15 protein-coding genes are annotated in these 15,286 nt (G+C 49.7%); 4 read left to right on the plus strand and 11 right to left on the minus strand.

Annotation, left to right across the window (positions count from 1 at the left end; all coding sequences use genetic code 11):
• Window positions 1–66: 66 nt before the first annotated feature.
• The gene (locus NST07_RS21705; protein WP_341094268.1) at window positions 67–672 is read right to left on the minus strand and encodes a histidine phosphatase family protein; all 606 of its coding nucleotides are present in this window, start codon (window positions 670–672) and stop codon (window positions 67–69) included.
• 219 nt (window positions 673–891) lie between these two features.
• On the opposite strand from NST07_RS21705, the gene NST07_RS21710 reads away from it, so the two are divergent.
• Window positions 892–1,836: a serine hydrolase gene (locus NST07_RS21710; RefSeq protein WP_341094270.1), complete on the plus strand. Its 945-nt coding sequence runs from the start codon at window positions 892–894 to the stop codon at window positions 1,834–1,836.
• 70 nt (window positions 1,837–1,906) lie between these two features.
• Here the strand turns inward: NST07_RS21710 and NST07_RS21715 are convergent, their stop codons facing one another.
• From NST07_RS21715 to NST07_RS21735, 5 genes are all read right to left on the minus strand, one after another.
• On the minus strand, window positions 1,907–2,704 hold the full coding sequence (locus NST07_RS21715; protein ID WP_341094271.1) for a hypothetical protein: 798 nt from the start codon (window positions 2,702–2,704) through the stop codon (window positions 1,907–1,909).
• A gap of 169 nt (window positions 2,705–2,873) precedes the next feature.
• Window positions 2,874–5,090 (minus strand): alginate lyase family protein, encoded by a 2,217-nt coding sequence (locus NST07_RS21720; protein ID WP_342480168.1) that lies wholly within the window; start codon window positions 5,088–5,090, stop codon window positions 2,874–2,876.
• 36 nt (window positions 5,091–5,126) lie between these two features.
• Entirely contained in the window at window positions 5,127–5,996 is an 870-nt protein-coding gene (locus NST07_RS21725) for a carbohydrate ABC transporter permease (protein WP_341094273.1), read from the minus strand.
• Window positions 5,997–6,013: 17 nt separating this feature from the next.
• Window positions 6,014–6,922 (minus strand): ABC transporter permease subunit, encoded by a 909-nt coding sequence (locus NST07_RS21730; protein ID WP_341379074.1) that lies wholly within the window; start codon window positions 6,920–6,922, stop codon window positions 6,014–6,016.
• A gap of 75 nt (window positions 6,923–6,997) precedes the next feature.
• A complete protein-coding gene (locus NST07_RS21735) occupies window positions 6,998–8,575 on the minus strand; it encodes an extracellular solute-binding protein (RefSeq protein ID WP_341094275.1) in 1,578 nt (525 codons plus the stop codon).
• A gap of 222 nt (window positions 8,576–8,797) precedes the next feature.
• On the opposite strand from NST07_RS21735, the gene NST07_RS21740 reads away from it, so the two are divergent.
• Entirely contained in the window at window positions 8,798–10,573 is a 1,776-nt protein-coding gene (locus NST07_RS21740) for a histidine kinase (protein ID WP_341094276.1), read from the plus strand.
• Window positions 10,566–12,191: a helix-turn-helix domain-containing protein gene (locus NST07_RS21745; protein WP_341379076.1), complete on the plus strand. Its 1,626-nt coding sequence runs from the start codon at window positions 10,566–10,568 to the stop codon at window positions 12,189–12,191. Before NST07_RS21740 ends, NST07_RS21745 begins: the two co-directional genes overlap by 8 nt.
• A 141-nt stretch (window positions 12,192–12,332) precedes the next feature.
• On the opposite strand, the gene NST07_RS21750 is transcribed toward NST07_RS21745, so the two are convergent.
• The 5 genes from NST07_RS21750 to NST07_RS21770 all read right to left on the minus strand — a co-directional run bounded on the left by NST07_RS21750 (window position 12,333) and on the right by NST07_RS21770 (window position 14,858).
• Window positions 12,333–13,112, minus strand: a complete 780-nt coding sequence (locus tag NST07_RS21750) for a CPBP family intramembrane glutamic endopeptidase (RefSeq protein ID WP_341094278.1) — start codon at window positions 13,110–13,112, stop codon at window positions 12,333–12,335.
• Between the two features lie 125 nt (window positions 13,113–13,237).
• Complete coding sequence (locus NST07_RS21755) at window positions 13,238–13,792, minus strand: hypothetical protein (RefSeq protein WP_341094279.1); 555 nt, start codon at window positions 13,790–13,792, stop codon at window positions 13,238–13,240.
• A gap of 32 nt (window positions 13,793–13,824) precedes the next feature.
• Window positions 13,825–14,223 carry a hypothetical protein gene (locus NST07_RS21760; RefSeq protein WP_341094280.1) on the minus strand — a complete coding sequence of 133 codons (399 nt, stop codon included), beginning with the start codon at window positions 14,221–14,223 and terminating at the stop codon, window positions 13,825–13,827.
• 12 nt (window positions 14,224–14,235) lie between these two features.
• Window positions 14,236–14,385, minus strand: a complete 150-nt coding sequence (locus tag NST07_RS21765) for a hypothetical protein (RefSeq protein ID WP_341094281.1) — start codon at window positions 14,383–14,385, stop codon at window positions 14,236–14,238.
• Window positions 14,382–14,858 carry a copper amine oxidase N-terminal domain-containing protein gene (locus NST07_RS21770; protein ID WP_341094283.1) on the minus strand — a complete coding sequence of 159 codons (477 nt, stop codon included), beginning with the start codon at window positions 14,856–14,858 and terminating at the stop codon, window positions 14,382–14,384. The genes NST07_RS21765 and NST07_RS21770 overlap by 4 nt, the downstream gene beginning before the upstream one ends.
• Before the next feature lie 110 nt (window positions 14,859–14,968).
• Between NST07_RS21770 and NST07_RS21775 the strand changes: the two genes are divergently transcribed.
• Window positions 14,969–15,256 carry a hypothetical protein gene (locus NST07_RS21775; protein ID WP_341094284.1) on the plus strand — a complete coding sequence of 96 codons (288 nt, stop codon included), beginning with the start codon at window positions 14,969–14,971 and terminating at the stop codon, window positions 15,254–15,256.
• The last annotated feature ends 30 nt before the right edge of the window (window positions 15,257–15,286 follow it).

Raw genomic sequence — 15,286 nt, forward strand, 5'->3', positions numbered from 1 at the left:
GCAAAGAAGCTCCCGCAAACTTAGCTGCAGGAGTTTTTGTATTCATGTGATATTTACATCCTTTGATTAGACACTCAGCGTTTCCATTGCAATCTCCCATTCTCCGGCATCATATTTGATGTGATGGAGACTGGTATATGTACTAGGGTAAGCTTTGCCTTTATTCGACCACTCTACCCCATTTAAAATATGATAAATAATATTAATAACTCCGCCATGGGTTACAATTAAAATATTCTCCTCCCCCTTGTTGAGGAGCTGCTCCTCGCATAACTTCTTAAAGGTTGCCTGTATACGGTTAAAAAAATCAATCGGACTCTCCCCGCCCGGGAATTCCTCATCCATCCGCAAAGTCGAGAAATAGAGACCCGGATACTGCTCCTCTACAAGTTCATGAGCCATCCCGGCGATGAGGCCATTGTTCATTTCTCTCCAGTTGTTGCTGCTTTCGAGTGGTAAGCGGAGTTCACTGGCAATCTCGGTTGCGGTTTCAACCGCACGGGTTAAATCACTGCTAACCACCCGGTGAATGTTGTAAAGATTGTGGTGCGCTTTAAGGTACTGCCCCAGCTTCTGCGACTGTTCAATTCCTTCTGCAATTAACCCACGCTGGCTCCATCCACCGCGGAATCCCTCATCATCTTTACCGTGTCTGACCAAATAGATTGACATTGTTCTCCCCCCGCAACCATTCTGTTATATTGTGAGCTGTTCCTGATTTCACTTGAATACTGGATGGGACAGCCATTCCTCCCTCAGCAGTCCCATTTGAATTGAATCATAAAATTCTTTATTTGTATGTTAATATTATTGGTTGAAAGGCAAACTATCGCGAAAAAGCCGGGTTTCACCCAAGTGCTCTCCCGATATGATAATGAAAGGATCAACCCAATGAACCTATCCTCAATTTCTGCAGCGCTAACAACGCTCGATTTGCGCAGCTGTCTGATCAGCCGGGACAACAGGCTTGTGCTTGAACACTATAGAGCACCAAATATAGCCACTGAACTGGCCAAAATCAATTCCTGCACCAAAAGTGTGCTCTCCGCACTGATCTGCATCGCGATGGACAAGGGGCTGCTGCCGCAGCCGGATGCTCCGCTGACGTTATTTTATCCGCAGCTTAGCCTTGACCCGGATCATCGTAAAACAGAAATCACACTGGAGCATCTGCTCACGATGTCTGCCGGTTTCAACTGGACTGAATTTGGCGGGCAGAACTCATTCCCCAGGATGACCCGTTCTCCGGATTGGGTCCGGTTTGTGCTGGAACAGCCGATGTCGGACACACCCGGAACCCGAATGGAATACAACTCCGGCGTTTCCCAGCTGTTGTCAGCCATTCTGAGGCAAGCGGCTGGCATGTCCACCGCCAAGTTTGCCGAGCACTATTTGTTTGGCCCTTTGGGCATTAAAGATTATGAGTGGGAGGTTGATCTTCAAGGCGTTCATACGGGCGGGTTCGGGCTGAAGCTGCGGCCTTCCGACCTGCTGAAGCTGGGACTGCTCTATCTACAGGAGGGCATGTGGGAGAACTCAAGGCTCATTTCCCCTGAACGGGTCAACCGATCTACGGAAACCGCACTTCCTGTAGAAGCCCCCTACCGCGGCGGATATGGCTGGCACTGGTGGACTGATGTCTACACCTCTTCTGCTCAGGAGTCACCTGCAGCTTCCCAGGCATACTTTTATGCCCGCGGGTATGGGGGACAGTTTGTTTATATTTTGCCGGAGCTTTCGACGGTTGTGGTTCTGACCGAAGATCCGCGGCGGAAAAAGAAACCTCCTGTTGATGTGTTCCGTGAAATCATCGCACCTGCACTGCTTGTCCCGTGATCAAGCTTTCACTTTTAGTTTCGGAATTTGGTTATGAAGACCATTCTAATTCATGCTGAACATTCTCCCCTTACAAAAAAGCACCAAAAAAATACTTAAACGCCTCCTGGGAATAGCCATCTTCACCCCGCCAATTGGCAACCGAGATAAAATCGCCGTTGCCGCCCCGTCCCGGGCGCGGCTCGTTCGATGGCGGCAGGATACCGGCGTATCCCCAAACCTCCATCACGACATCGCGTTCCTGTTTGCTGGAAGGGAAAACATCTTTCCAGCGTTTCTCCAGCTGCCGGGCAGCATCCTTCGCGCCGCAGTCCATAACTGCATCCGTCATTGCGGTGAGTATGTCCAGATCCTCCCTGCTGACATGCAGGTTCTCCTCCCGGGCAAGCATCTCCAGATCAAGCCAGCAATAGAGAAGCCAGTTCAGGCGGACTCCTCCCCATTTGATCCGTTCAAAATTCAGCACATTCCAGTCCTGATTCACGTAGGCCTTGTCTGAGATCAGCTGTGCGTTATTGCAGTGGCCGCATGAACTGAACATGGACGGTTGTGCAAGAAGCTCCCCATAGGTGTGCACAGTCAGCTCCGAGGTTAACGCCCAGCTCGACAACGCGCTCCGCAGATGGACCTTTCGGGTTGACAAGCTGTGCAAGAATGCTGTGGCCGCCCACTCTTTGCTGATAATCTTCTGGTGCAGCTCACATAACCTCTTAATCACCGCATCATGTGTGATGTTCACCGGATCGAACATAAGGCCCTTCTCTTTGGCATATTCAAAATCCGCTCCGCTGTAAGGAGACGGACTGCTCTTCCAGCCGCCGGATGTCCAGAAGGTACTTAACAATATTTTTTTGGCTTCTTTGTCCATGAAGTCTCCCCCAGTCCTTTAAAGGTTAATAGAAGGCTTCTGTTTCTAACAATATCAGTTCTGGAAGCGTCGCCTTCTGTTGATTATGTAACTGTATGTATTACCCAAATAAAGACAAAAAGACTCCGGCGTTTGCCAGAGTCTTCCTGAAACTATTATGTCTGCCTGTTTAGTGCTGCTGGACGCTATGATTCACGACCACATCATCCGAATGTCTGCCCCCGGCGAATTCAATTCCGTCCAGCGCGGACTTGCCTGGCAGAAGCTCCTGGGAAACAATATTCCCGGTGTGGTCCAGATACGATTCCACGTCTACAGAGCTGTGATACAGGCAAATCTCATCACTCCAATTGTCCCCGGATATCCGCAGCGCCGTAGCTTCCAGCGCAGACAACTCCCGGCCCTCCAGCGTGACCGGCATTCTGCTGATCCGGATCTGCGGCTGGACCGTCCCATAGGGAACAACAAGCGTTTCATAAACTGCTCTTCCCGCAGTGGACATGGACCGCTTCGCAACCGGATTCACGTAATATTGACCCTGCCTGAAATCAAGACCGCTCTCCAGTGTAAGCTGATCCTCAGCCTGCTCCTGTTCCGGGAATAGAAGTAGCACATTGCTGTCATTATGGTTCGTATGCACCTGCCGGCGGTCCCACTGGACTACCGTATCGCCTATTGGCAGGTGGAAATATTGCTCGTAGGTATGCTGCTCTTGCGCCTCAAACAGATCCACAATCAGCCAGTAACGGTTCTTCACAAAAACTACCTTACGGGAGTGGATAACAGGATCATCATAGCGGGTATAGCCATAATGGCTCGCGAACCAATAATCATAATCTTTGCCATGACGCGCATCCCATATTTTACAGGTTGCGGTTTGCGGCGTATTCCAATGCAGGCTGCGCACATGCTGATCCTGCCCGTCAACGACAACCGTGTTATGCGCTCTTGTCGATACGGCATATTTGCGTTCCTTATTCCATTCGAACAGTCCCATGCCGGAATCGGCCAGCAGTTCCCGTCCTCCGGCATAAAGAATCAGGCTAAGCGCATCGGAATGGGCATGTCCCCCAATGCCCACCCCTGCCCGCATCGCCAGATACATAGCCTCCTTCTCCCAGCTCTGCCGGGAGAAGAGGTATCCGCCAACGAGGAAGCAGGCGAAGGGTTCGGGTGCCGGTCCGGCTGGGATGGCCTCATAACGCCCGGCCGCTTCCGGTCCCAGCCGCCAGAGCAAGGCAAACGGCAGCTGGGGATGCCCCAGGAATTTAAAATCCCCTCTTCCAAACAAATAGGCGCCCAGGCTCATCGTGTTGCGCAGCTCGTTTTCCGCCTGTGCATCGGTATCTCCAAATCTGGCAAGCTGCATGTCAGGCGTCATCAGATGACTCTGCACTTCCAGCATTTTCTCCAAGATTTCACTATACTCCAAAGCCTCAATATTCAGTTTTTGAAACAGCGGCACCAGTTCATACAAGTCGCGCATCACTACCTGGTGATAGTTCGGGCTGCCTTCGAATTGTACCCCGTCCTCATAGACGTTGTCCCGGATGTGGCCCGGAAGCTCACGCCGCGCGTATTCCAGCCATTGCTGCGCCGGCTTCAGCTCCGGCAATAGCAGAGAGACCTGGATTAGACCGCGCAGCTGCATGCACACATGGTTTCCGCTCCGGGCATGGTATTTACGGACATACTCCCCATGCTGATAGAAGGATTTGATCAGCTTCATTTTGATCTCCGGAGTGAAAGCCTTTGAACGGTAGAAAACAATGAACGCTTCCGGCAGCATGAACAGCCGGACCCCTACCGACAATGGGTCCCAGGTGCAGTGCTCGCCCCGAAAGACACCTCCGCGCGGCACAGGGTTGTCATCAATGAAATCCTCCATCATGTTGCTGAAGCATTCGGCAAATTTCTCGTTGCCGGTCAGGCAGTATCCCCGGGACAGCCGCTTCAGATAGGCGAAGCGCGTCAGGTGAAGCTGATATTGCGAGCTGTCATACAGCCAGCTGTTCCAGTCATATGCGCCGCCAGGAAAAACTGCCCGTTTCTCTTTGAACAGTGGAATATCGCCTTCCGCGATCCGTTCTGCTTCCGCGATATCCTGCAGCGCTTCCGGGAAATCTCCATACCGGCTCCTTGCCTCCTTCATCAGTTGCGGCACCTCGCCAACGGCGAAGTAATACCGGGTGAGCTCAGCCGCTTCAATCCGGTGCAGGAAGGCATCCCTTGCTCCGGCTATATCGCCCTGTTCCATGAAACAGCGGACAGCCTCCATGCCGGGCAGCTCCAGATTCAGCATAGTGCCGATAAACTCTACATCTGTCGGCAGCGGTTCCGTATATTCTGGATCCTTGCGTAATTCCTTGTACCCTTTTTGCTTCATAGCTCTCCCCTTCTTAACAAAGCGGCGAATAACGCCTTATTCTTTGACCGAGCCGAGCATGGCTCCCTTGGCAAAATATTTCTGCAGGAACGGATATACGATAACGATAGGCAGCATTGCCAGCAGGATCGCCGCATTCTGTACATTTGGCCCCAAATTTGCGGCAAGCTGTGCATCTAGTGCCGCTTCGGCGGATATATTCGAGGCGCTGATCGCCACCATCTGCCGCAGCAGCGGCTGGATCGGCCAGCGTGTCGTATCGTTCAGATAAATGACTGCCGAGAAGAACTCATTCCAGTACTGAACCATAAAGAACAGCGCAAACGTGGCAATGATCGGCTTCGAGAGCGGTATTACTACCGAGAACAGGATGCGGAATTCTCCCGCCCCGTCGATTCTTGCCGCTTCATCCAGACTTGGCGGCAGGCTCTGGAAGAACGAGCGGATCACCATCACGTTGTAGGCGCTGGATACCGCCGGAAGGATAACAGCCGCATAGCTGTCGATCAGACCGAGATTTTTGACCACCAGATAGTTCGGGATCATGCCGCCATGGAAAATCATTGTGAAGAAGATCAGCAGCAGAATCAGACGCCGCCCCGGTATTCCTTTTTTGGACAACGTATAGGCCAGCATGATCGAGACAACCAGGCTTAGGCAGGTGCCGATCACTGTGATAATGACCGAATTTTTGATTGAGGTCAGAAAGGTATCGGCATTCAGCAGGTATTTATAGGCATCAAGCGTCCAGTGCTTCGGCCAGAGAAAGAAATTGCCGGCCATCGAATCTGCTGGCGGACTGAAGGACACCGCAATGATGTATAGAAAAGGCAAAATGACTGTAAGACTGATCAGAATAATGATCGCTGCAATAATTCCGTCAAACCAGGTTATCCGTGCTTTCATCTTGTCTCCACTCCCGTCTAGAAAATGCCTTCTTCGCCCAGCAGCCTGGCCGCATAATTGGCCCCCACCACCAGAATCAGACTGACAATTGATTTGAACATGCCTACCGTGATCGCATAGCTGTAATTGAACTGCTCCAGTCCGACATGGTAGACAAACAGGTCGAATACATTGGAGACATCCAGGTTAAGACCGTTGGACATCAGGAATATCTGCATAAAGTTTGAATCCAGCGAGGAGCCGAGCCGCAGCAGCAGCAGCACGACAATCGTACTTTTGATCCCCGGGAGCGTAATGTTCCAGATGTTCTGAAAACGGTTCGCTCCGTCGACCTTGGCCGCCTCATATAATTCAGGATTAATTCCCGCTAAAGCCGCCAGGAAAATGATGGTACCCCAGCCTGCATCCTTCCAAATGGACTGGAAGATGACGAGCGGCCTGAACCATTCATTGCTGGTAAGGAACATCGCATCGGTATTGAACCACTGTTCCAGATAGTGATTGATCACTCCAGATGGCCCGAAAAATGAGATGGTAATTCCGTAAATGACCACCCAAGACAAAAAGTGGGGTAGATATACAATGGTTTGTGACACCCGTTTGAACAGCTGCATCCGCAGTTCATTCAGCATAATAGCGAGCAGTATCGTAAAAGGAAAATAAATTACAATATTCAGCAAGCTGATAACCAGTGTGTTTTTGAGCAGAATATAAAAATTCGGAGTTCCGAAAAATTGTCTGAAATTAGCCAGCCCTACCCAAGGACTGTCCATGATTCCTTTGAATGGACTGTAGTCCTTAAAGGCCAGTATTAGTCCCGACATAGGCACATAATGAAACGTCAGAAAATAAAGTATTCCCGGTGCAGCCAGCAAGTAAAAGGGCCACAGCTGCTTAAACCTTGAACCACGCAGCGATCTCTGCATTTTTTGCCCTCCCATCCATTATTCATGAACGGGACCCTGAGGCGCAGTCCCGTTCATGTCTATTTGTATTTTCAACTATTGATTATCGGCGTTATATTGATCCATCAGGTCCTTGGTGATTTGCGCACCTGTTCCCTTGGTCCAAGCGTCAATTTCCTTCTGCACATCATCCCAGGCGCCTTCACCCAGCACATATTTCGTCATGACAGCATTCATTTTCTTATAGCTGTCCGGATTTTTGCTTGCGGTTTCGGAATTGTAAGCCAGGAACGGATTTTCGATGCCAAACTTACTGATGGTATCCAGCGATGCCTTCTGTACGGCGAGAATGTCCGCTTCCTTGGATGTAGCATACACATATGGATCTATCCGGTTTTCCAATATAAAGCTATTGGGCTTGTCCAGATCCGCCTGCTTCAGCTGTTCTTCCGTCTGGGTAACAATCCCGTCCTTCAAACCGCTAGAATGAACACCGGTTACCCCACCTTTGTAGAAGGCTACGTTTTCTTCAGAAGCAGTAAAATCAAGGAAATCCACAATCTGCTGAATTTTGTCTTCCGGAACAGAGCTTGGAATCGTCCATAGTCCGTAATACCCGGTCATTACAGCAACGCCTTTATCTCCGGCAGGACCTTCAAGCACATCTATAATGGCAATTTCCGCGTTCGGGTCCACCTGTTTCAGCTTGGACAGATTGGCTTCCCCGAGATCACTTACGTTACCCGCAAATACACCGGCTACGCCAGCGAGAAATTTACCGCGTGCCTGCTGCTGATTTTTGAGCACCGGAGCATCTTTGTCGATTAGTCCCTGGCTCCAGGAGTCCTTCAGCCAATCCAGATAAGTCTTGTATTCAGGAGTCTGGAAATCCCGGACCGGAGTGCCGTTGTCCACCTTCCAGGTGAACGGAATGCCAAGTGCAAACTGGATCGGCATGACTCCGGCAAAAGGTCCCGGGGCATTGATACCATCTACCCCAAAGATCGAGAACGGAATTGTTTTTCCGCCGCCTGCCGGATCTTTTTCCTTGAACACTTTCATTGCATTTGTCAGCTCATCTAAAGTTTTCGGAACTTCAAGGTTGTATTTGTCCAGCCAGTCCTTGCGGATCAGCATGCTGGCTTCGCCTCCGCCATATAGGCCACGGGGACGCGGAACGCCGTATACCTTGCCGTCTACTCTTACATTCTTCCAGACCGCTTCATCAATCAGATTGATATTCTCGGTCTTTTCCAGATAAGGCGTCAAATCATGGAAGGCCCCCATCTTGACCAGATTGCTGAATTTGTCATCCTTCCCGCCGTCCATTAACAGCAGGTCGTAAGAATCTCCGGCAGATACTGCAACGGACAGTTTATCCGCGTACGCTTCGGAAGGAACAAAGGTGATATCCAGATCGACATTTCCGCGTTTTTCCAGATTCTCAAGCGCTTTATTATTTTCCGTGACCGGCGGATTGCCGAACAGAATCGTCATCGCCTTGATCTTCGCCGCCTTGGTGCTGCCCGCAGTCTGTGCTGTTCCTGCCGGCTGCCCCGAAGCCTCTCCCCCGTTATTCTCTGCCGCATTGTTATTGCCGCCGCAGCCGGCCAGCGCGGAAGCCATTAATACCGTAGATGCCAGAACAGGTACAAGCTTGTGTTTGAATTTCATTGTCATCCCCCGTTTTGTTTGATGTAATCCAGTGAGTCCCTGCTTACAATTTGGATTATAGAGAATCCGCTTACATGTGAACATGCCGATTTCGAGCCAAAGTGTATCCGTTTTTCAGATTTGCGCAAATCAGGGTATCCTTCACCGCAGCCTAGTACTATAATTTATTTAGACATCTCAAGAGACGGAAGTGAAGACATGTTATCTCCTTTTTTTTCATTTTTGACGCGAAGCTTCTATATCAAAATGATTCTGGTCATGCTTGCCATCTCCATCATTCCGCTGATTGTATTGTCGTATATTTCTGTAAGCGTCTCCAGCAGGACGGTTGAGGAGCAGGTGAACCGGCTGAATGCCCAGCTCGTAAATCAAGTTGTGGACCGGATTGAGCTGACCATGTCCAGATTCCGTGAGCTCAGCGAACAGTATTCGCGGATGTCCTCGATTCAAGGAGCACTGGTTTCGCCTTCCGATCAATATTTTGAAGAGGTTGTCCGCAAAAAAGATCTGATCTCCGTACTCAGCACCGCTTCGGCGATTATCGGCAATGTTGAAGGTCTGCAGGTGTATTCCGCTGTGACCGGCGAGATCCTGTCTTCCACCGAAGCCCCTTCGCCGATGGCAGCATCACCTTACAAACCTCTGATTGAGCATTATCTGGAGTCCGGTAAGCCGGGGCTTTTCTTGGATAAGCATTCATTGCCTGAGCTCGATATATTGAATAGTTCGACTTATTATATCTCCCGTATCCCGTTTTACCAATACGAGGATTTGCAAGGCATTTTGCTGATTTCGATGAAAAATGACGAATATCTGCGCCAGATCCAGAATATCCAGCTAGGCTCCACAGGCTCTATCGCTCTGGTAACCGATGACGGCAAATCCATCGCTACTACAAGCAAGCTGGGTGGAAATGCAGAGGAAGAACGTATCCACAGCATATTAAGCCATTGGAAGAATCTCCAGCAGCCAGGTCAGTTCCGCATGGACTCTTCAATTATTTCCGTCAAGCAGACGTCAACCTATGATAAATGGGTTGTCATTTCAGAGATTCCATCCAAGCAGCTCGGGGAGAGTACAGTGATTATCCGCAGAACCGTGATGTATTTCCTGATCCTGCTCGTTGGGCTTGGCGCACTTTCTGTTGTCGGCTTCGGTTATCATCTGTACCGCCCCTTGCAAGCCGTACGGCGACAGGTCGACGCCATCAAGAAAGGACGTTTCGATGCGCGGGTTACGCATTTTGCCAACAATGAAATCGGGGATCTCGGCCGGATGCTGAATACGATGGCTGTCCGCATTCAAGATCTGCTGGCAGATCTGCATGAATCGGAGGATTTGAAGCGCAGACTGGAAATCAGGGCGCTGCAGTCTCAGATTAACCCCCACTTCATGTATAACACGCTGAACACCATCCGGATGTTCGCGATCATGAAGGACTATGACGGGATAAATTCGCTGATGGGCCGTTTGGTCGCACTGCTCCGCTATTCGATGGAGAATTACGAGCAGACCGTTATGCTGCAGCAGGAGCTTGACTATCTTGAGGATTACGTAGGTCTGCTCAATATGCGTTATAAATGCCGGATCTTACTTGCGCTGGAGATTGAAGAACCGCTGCAGCGGCTGCAGATTCCTAAGCTGAGCCTGCAGCCGCTGATCGAAAACTCTGTCTTTCACGGTATTCTTCCCGCCAAGGTAAGCGAAGGCCATATTACTATTAAAGTCTTCTCTATTCCCGAATCGTCCGCAATCATGATCGAGATCAGGGATGATGGCATCGGTATGGAGGCTCAGGAGCTGGAGAAGCTGAAGCTTCATCTTCCCCGTGAAGAAATCAGCGACAATATCGGGCTGCAGAATGTCTGGATGAGAATGCGGCTGATGTTCGGCCGGGACACCCAGATTATGCTTGCCAGCAAACCCGGGGAAGGCCTGGCGATCACTTTCATACTTGAACAGGACTCGGTAAGAGTAAAGGGGGAACAGCATGAGTAACTACAAGGTCATCCTTGTTGAAGATGAATACCCGGCCAGAACGGTCTTCCGGCATATGATCGAGCAGCGCAGCGACCTGTTTACTTTTAGCGGGGAGGCAGAAGACGGCCAGGAAGGCCTGGAACTATTTCTGCAAAATAAACCCCAGCTGATAGTTACAGACATCACGATGCCGGGGATGAACGGACTCGATATGCTGCGGGAAATCGAGAGCAGCGGCCTGCCCCGGCCGCAGATTGTTATTCTGACCTGCCATCAGGATTTCCATTATGCCCAGCAGGCCATTCATCTGAAGGCGGATTCCTACCTGATAAAGGATGATTGTCTCTCCGACCCGGAGCTGCTGACCCGCACTCTGGAGGAGCTGACCCGCAAGGCTGTTTCGCTTGAAGAGACACGGGAAAAACAAATGCTGCTGGAGCAGAGGGTCCGCTCAAGTGAAATTGAGATTGAGCAGGGTTTGTTTCTGGAGATGCTCCGCAATCCCGCCAACGAATCGAGCTGGCTGCAGAGCCTTGAGCAGGCCGGTATTCCGGTTGGCCGGGGCCGATTTAGAGCCTTGGTGCTGGAGCTGGACAGAAGCTCCCTGCGTTTCTCCATGGACCAGCTTGAAGAACTTAAGCTCTGGCAGTTCGCCGGCGTCAACGTTCTGAAAGAGCTGCTGGACAACCAAGGCGTGGGCAAGGTAGTCACGCTGGACCAAGGGCGTTTCTTTGCAATCTATACGGACGAGCGCCGGCTGGAAGCATCCGGGCTGATGGAGCAGATCCTGGAGAGCTTTGCCTCTAATTTGAAGATAGGAGCCATAGCACTGGAATATGTCTTCGAAGCAGGGACAGGCAGTGATGCCGGCACGCTCAAAAAGCTGGCTTCCACTGCTTATCCCTTCTTCTACCAAGCCAATCAGACCTTAACCGGTGAAGAGTGGCAGCAATCCCTGAAATTCCAGCGCATTCCGGAGCCTAACAGCCGCTTCTGGATCAAGGTGCTGAAGACTGCCCTGCTGGAGTCCCACTTGAGTTCATCCGCGCTGGACCAGCAGCGCAGCGCCTTTTACCACCAGGCTGCAGAGCAACACTGGGAACCCGAGCAGATTAAATCCCTGTACCTGAGAGTATTTTTGGAGCTCAGTCAATTTATTGTCGACGCGGAGGGGGCAGCCGACCTGAAAGCTTCCTGCCGGAAGAAGCTGGAGGAATGCCAAACCTTCCATTCTGTTCATGACGCCATCTGCAGTTCCTTCCGCAAGCTGCAGCAGCTGCAGGGTGAGGGCACGAAGCTCGATGCCTCGATGTCGAGAATTATCCGGCGGATGCACGAGGATTTGGCTTATCCCTATAAGCTTGAAGAGCTGGCCGCCTCGATCAATTACAGCGTTCCTTATTTCAGCAGTATGTTCAAGAAAACCGTAGGCGAGAGTTTTATCCAGTATTTGACCCGATTGCGGATAGAAAGGGCCAAGCTGCTGCTCTTGACCTCCGATCAGAAAACCTTCGAAATCGCCGAAGCAATCGGGTTCGAGAACTACCGCTCCTTCAACCGCATCTTCAAAAAAGAAACCGGGTTCTCTCCCTCGGATTTCCGCAGGATCGGTGCGTCTGCCGAAGCCAGCGTCTAGAATCCGCTGGCTCCTAACGTCAAAAGGCGCCTTCAGCATTAAACTGAAGTCGCCTTTGATAAGTGGTGAAGCTATTCATTAGTCGCAGCACTCAAACCACTTTTTGCAGAATCAGAGGTTGCTTGCTCTATGCAGCCTGACCTACCTGTGATTCCCGACCGTTTTGCCGGCTGGATGGTTGACCTTGTTTCTGCGCATCAGGTTGTAGGCCAGATAGATTCCATAGATCAGGTATAAGATATTCAAGATGGAAACCAGCAGAACTTCCCGGTCCAGATTCTCATAGCTGACCAGCGCAAGTGCATCATAGGCAAAATGAAACACGATCAATGGAATAATGTGGTTTGTAGTTTCAATAAGCAGTGCAAATATGAAACCGAGCAGCAGCGCATTAATAACCTGCAAAAGAATATGTATTATATTACTTCCGTTTAATGCATTAGCCATATGTAGGACGCCAAAAAAGACGGAGGAGAACACGATGTAAAACACCGGCCCCTTGAATTTCAGTTTATCCCTGATGATCCCCCGGAAAACGGATTCTTCCGTAAAGCCCACCAGCATGGTGAAAATTACAATAACCAGAATGTCGACCGCAGAAATCTCAAAGTTGATGCCGCTCATAATAGGTTGTACAAGTGCGATAATAAGCAGCGGTACATAATAGAGAGCTTCTTTTGCCCTGGACACGCCAGTGCTTCTGAAGCCGAATTGGGCTAATGAGCGCTCTCCTTTTGTCATATACAGCGTTACAATAACAGCCATGACCAAAAATGCTACGGCTTGGGCAATCTTCAGCCCCGTATCGTCCAGTTCCATGATGGTTCCGGCTGCGGATGCAACTGAGATCAATACAATCAGCAGAACCCCCAGCATGAGTGAAAATAAAATCGGATGCCCTTTTGCAGTGTTTTTTACCATTACTCGTCTCCTCTGTTATACAATCTAGTGTTCATCGCCATACAAGGGCAATAATGGATTTATTGTAATCCTTTTCTGTGACTTGCGCCATATTTATCTACATAATTCCTCTATGATTCCTTTTTTTAAGCTTTAACTGTTCTCCCCAGTGGTCCATCATCCCAGACCTGCACTTCAATATATCTCTCCGGCCCATATGTGCCATCTCTGTTCCATTCCTGAGGCAAGCCATATTTCTGAATGAGCGCTAAGATTTCTTGGTAGGTGTAAACCTGCCTGCGATATTCCTTGCCGTCATTCACCCGCGGGCTAAAGGTGGGAAACAAATCGCCATAGGAGAATGAGAGGGTGTCCAGTTTAAACTGTGAAATAGGTATTTGTACAAAAGCACTTTCCTTATACCAGTCACTAAGCCAGTCGCATGGGCCAACTACCATATAATGCGGGGCTTTTCTTACAGGCTTCCCGCCTTTTGAGATGAACAGTTCTCTGGCTAATCCCTCTAACTCCCGTCTGCGCACTAAATACCCCTGATCTCGGCGGGAGGCCATCACATCGTTTTGTTTGCGGATTGATTCCAGAACTTCGTCTGCCTGCGCTTCGCTCAAATCGGATAAATTGGCAAATGGACCTCTGGACTGCTCATAATAATGATATAAATAGTCAGCGGAGCTCTCCATACTTACACCTTGCCTTTCTATAATGAATAGGATCAGAAGGAGGCTCCCGGCTTCATTTCATACAGTTGAAAGGTATCCTCATGAATTTCAATGGCGATCACTGTATCTTCTTTCTCAAAAAACTGCACATGTCCCATTCGGCGGTCTTCCAGTTCTGCCCATCCCGCATCATCTAATTTCTGAAAATAACTTTCGGGCGGGTATAGTCCCTGCTCTCCCCCGATATTATCCAACTCGTAGCTGACGCCTATTTTTATATTGGGGTTGGCGGAGTTTGTCGTTATTTCCCCTTGTTTTGCAGCCTCTGGAATTGGAAAGTCATCATGGATAGCGGACTCCGCATACCCTGTTTCTACATGCTTTGAGGTGGTGCAACCGTTCGCAAAGAGCAGTGAAGACAGTAAAATGACCGCAAAAAAGCATTTGTTCAAATCTGCCACTCCTTAATGTTCATTCATTCGATAGTTGTATATTTGATCTTCTCTGCCCAGCTTAAACTGCAAAGTATTGCCTTCACGTTTGATTAACTTCAATTCGTCTCCGTAATAAGGCACGTCGTTCGTTTCCGCATATTGCTGCTGTTCCTGATTCAACAGCTCCTTGTACAGCCTTCAAAGGTGGCATTGACACTCAGAAAGGTCCCAAGCCCTTTGGCGGTATAGACAGCATGAGCCGCATCCCAGCTTACTGTCTGCCCTTCCAGTGCCTGCACCACAAAGCGGGCAGGAAGATATAATTGCTCTTTATACCGGAACGGCGCTCCTCCTAATTGAACTGTTTTCCCATCAAGCACAGCAGTCTTGCTGCCAACCGTGACAACCACTGTTTTTTCCCATCCAACGTATTTGGCCCGTAGATCTGCCTTATCCCAGGCAACCTGCAGACCCGCCTCTTCCAGCAGACTTGCCGGGACAAACGTAGTGCCGCTCTTAACCAGTGCCGGAACAGTACCCTTGCCGCCATTCGCCACGTAATAAATGAACGAAGCATGGGTAGCCGCTGACGATATTGCCGGGAACAGAAACAGCAAAAGCAGTATTGGAGTAAACATCCATATCTTTCTCATTACCTATCCATACCCTTTCTTCACTTTACTTTATTTTCAAATTCACAGATAATTATAAGACTCATGGTTTTCCAAAAAGTTGCAGCTGCGGATGAGGAGGCAGGATATTTATGTTGGAGGGATGCGGACGTTTGCTGCTTAACTTCTATTTGGTTTGCTATAAAGTCATCCTTAATATACTGAGCCTCGACCGGACGCCGCTGTTTACCGTTCTCTTCGACAACCACATATTCTGCGGTTTCATCTCTCTAAAAACAATATTGCACTTTGAAATGATCCTGCTGCTCTCCAATCATCTCGTACAGGGTTATGATCTGGTATGTATAGCAAGTGAACGAATTCTTATCCGGTTCCATACCTTCAAGGAGCCTGGCCTCATCCTGCTTACTAATAGATAACGCCCGCCGTTATTTCTATTAAAGGAGGAT

The organism is Paenibacillus sp. FSL L8-0340, from assembly GCF_038593145.1.
Classification (GTDB): domain Bacteria; phylum Bacillota; class Bacilli; order Paenibacillales; family Paenibacillaceae; genus Paenibacillus_AQ.

Bases quoted from the DNA above. Each gene is read 5' to 3' on its own strand.
- NST07_RS21775 (WP_341094284.1), top strand. From the start codon at position 14,969: ATGTTGGAGGGATGCGGACGTTTGCTGCTTAACTTCTATTTGGTTTGC.
- NST07_RS21750 (WP_341094278.1), bottom strand. From the start codon at position 13,112: ATGGTAAAAAACACTGCAAAAGGGCATCCGATTTTATTTTCACTCATG.
- NST07_RS21720 (WP_342480168.1), bottom strand. From the start codon at position 5,090: ATGAAGCAAAAAGGGTACAAGGAATTACGCAAGGATCCAGAATATACG.
- NST07_RS21710 (WP_341094270.1), top strand. From the start codon at position 892: ATGAACCTATCCTCAATTTCTGCAGCGCTAACAACGCTCGATTTGCGC.
- NST07_RS21770 (WP_341094283.1), bottom strand. From the start codon at position 14,858: ATGAGAAAGATATGGATGTTTACTCCAATACTGCTTTTGCTGTTTCTG.
- NST07_RS21745 (WP_341379076.1), top strand. From the start codon at position 10,566: ATGAGTAACTACAAGGTCATCCTTGTTGAAGATGAATACCCGGCCAGA.
- NST07_RS21755 (WP_341094279.1), bottom strand. From the start codon at position 13,792: ATGGAGAGCTCCGCTGACTATTTATATCATTATTATGAGCAGTCCAGA.
- NST07_RS21730 (WP_341379074.1), bottom strand. From the start codon at position 6,922: ATGCAGAGATCGCTGCGTGGTTCAAGGTTTAAGCAGCTGTGGCCCTTT.
- NST07_RS21725 (WP_341094273.1), bottom strand. From the start codon at position 5,996: ATGAAAGCACGGATAACCTGGTTTGACGGAATTATTGCAGCGATCATT.
- NST07_RS21715 (WP_341094271.1), bottom strand. From the start codon at position 2,704: ATGGACAAAGAAGCCAAAAAAATATTGTTAAGTACCTTCTGGACATCC.
- NST07_RS21705 (WP_341094268.1), bottom strand. From the start codon at position 672: ATGTCAATCTATTTGGTCAGACACGGTAAAGATGATGAGGGATTCCGC.
- NST07_RS21735 (WP_341094275.1), bottom strand. From the start codon at position 8,575: ATGAAATTCAAACACAAGCTTGTACCTGTTCTGGCATCTACGGTATTA.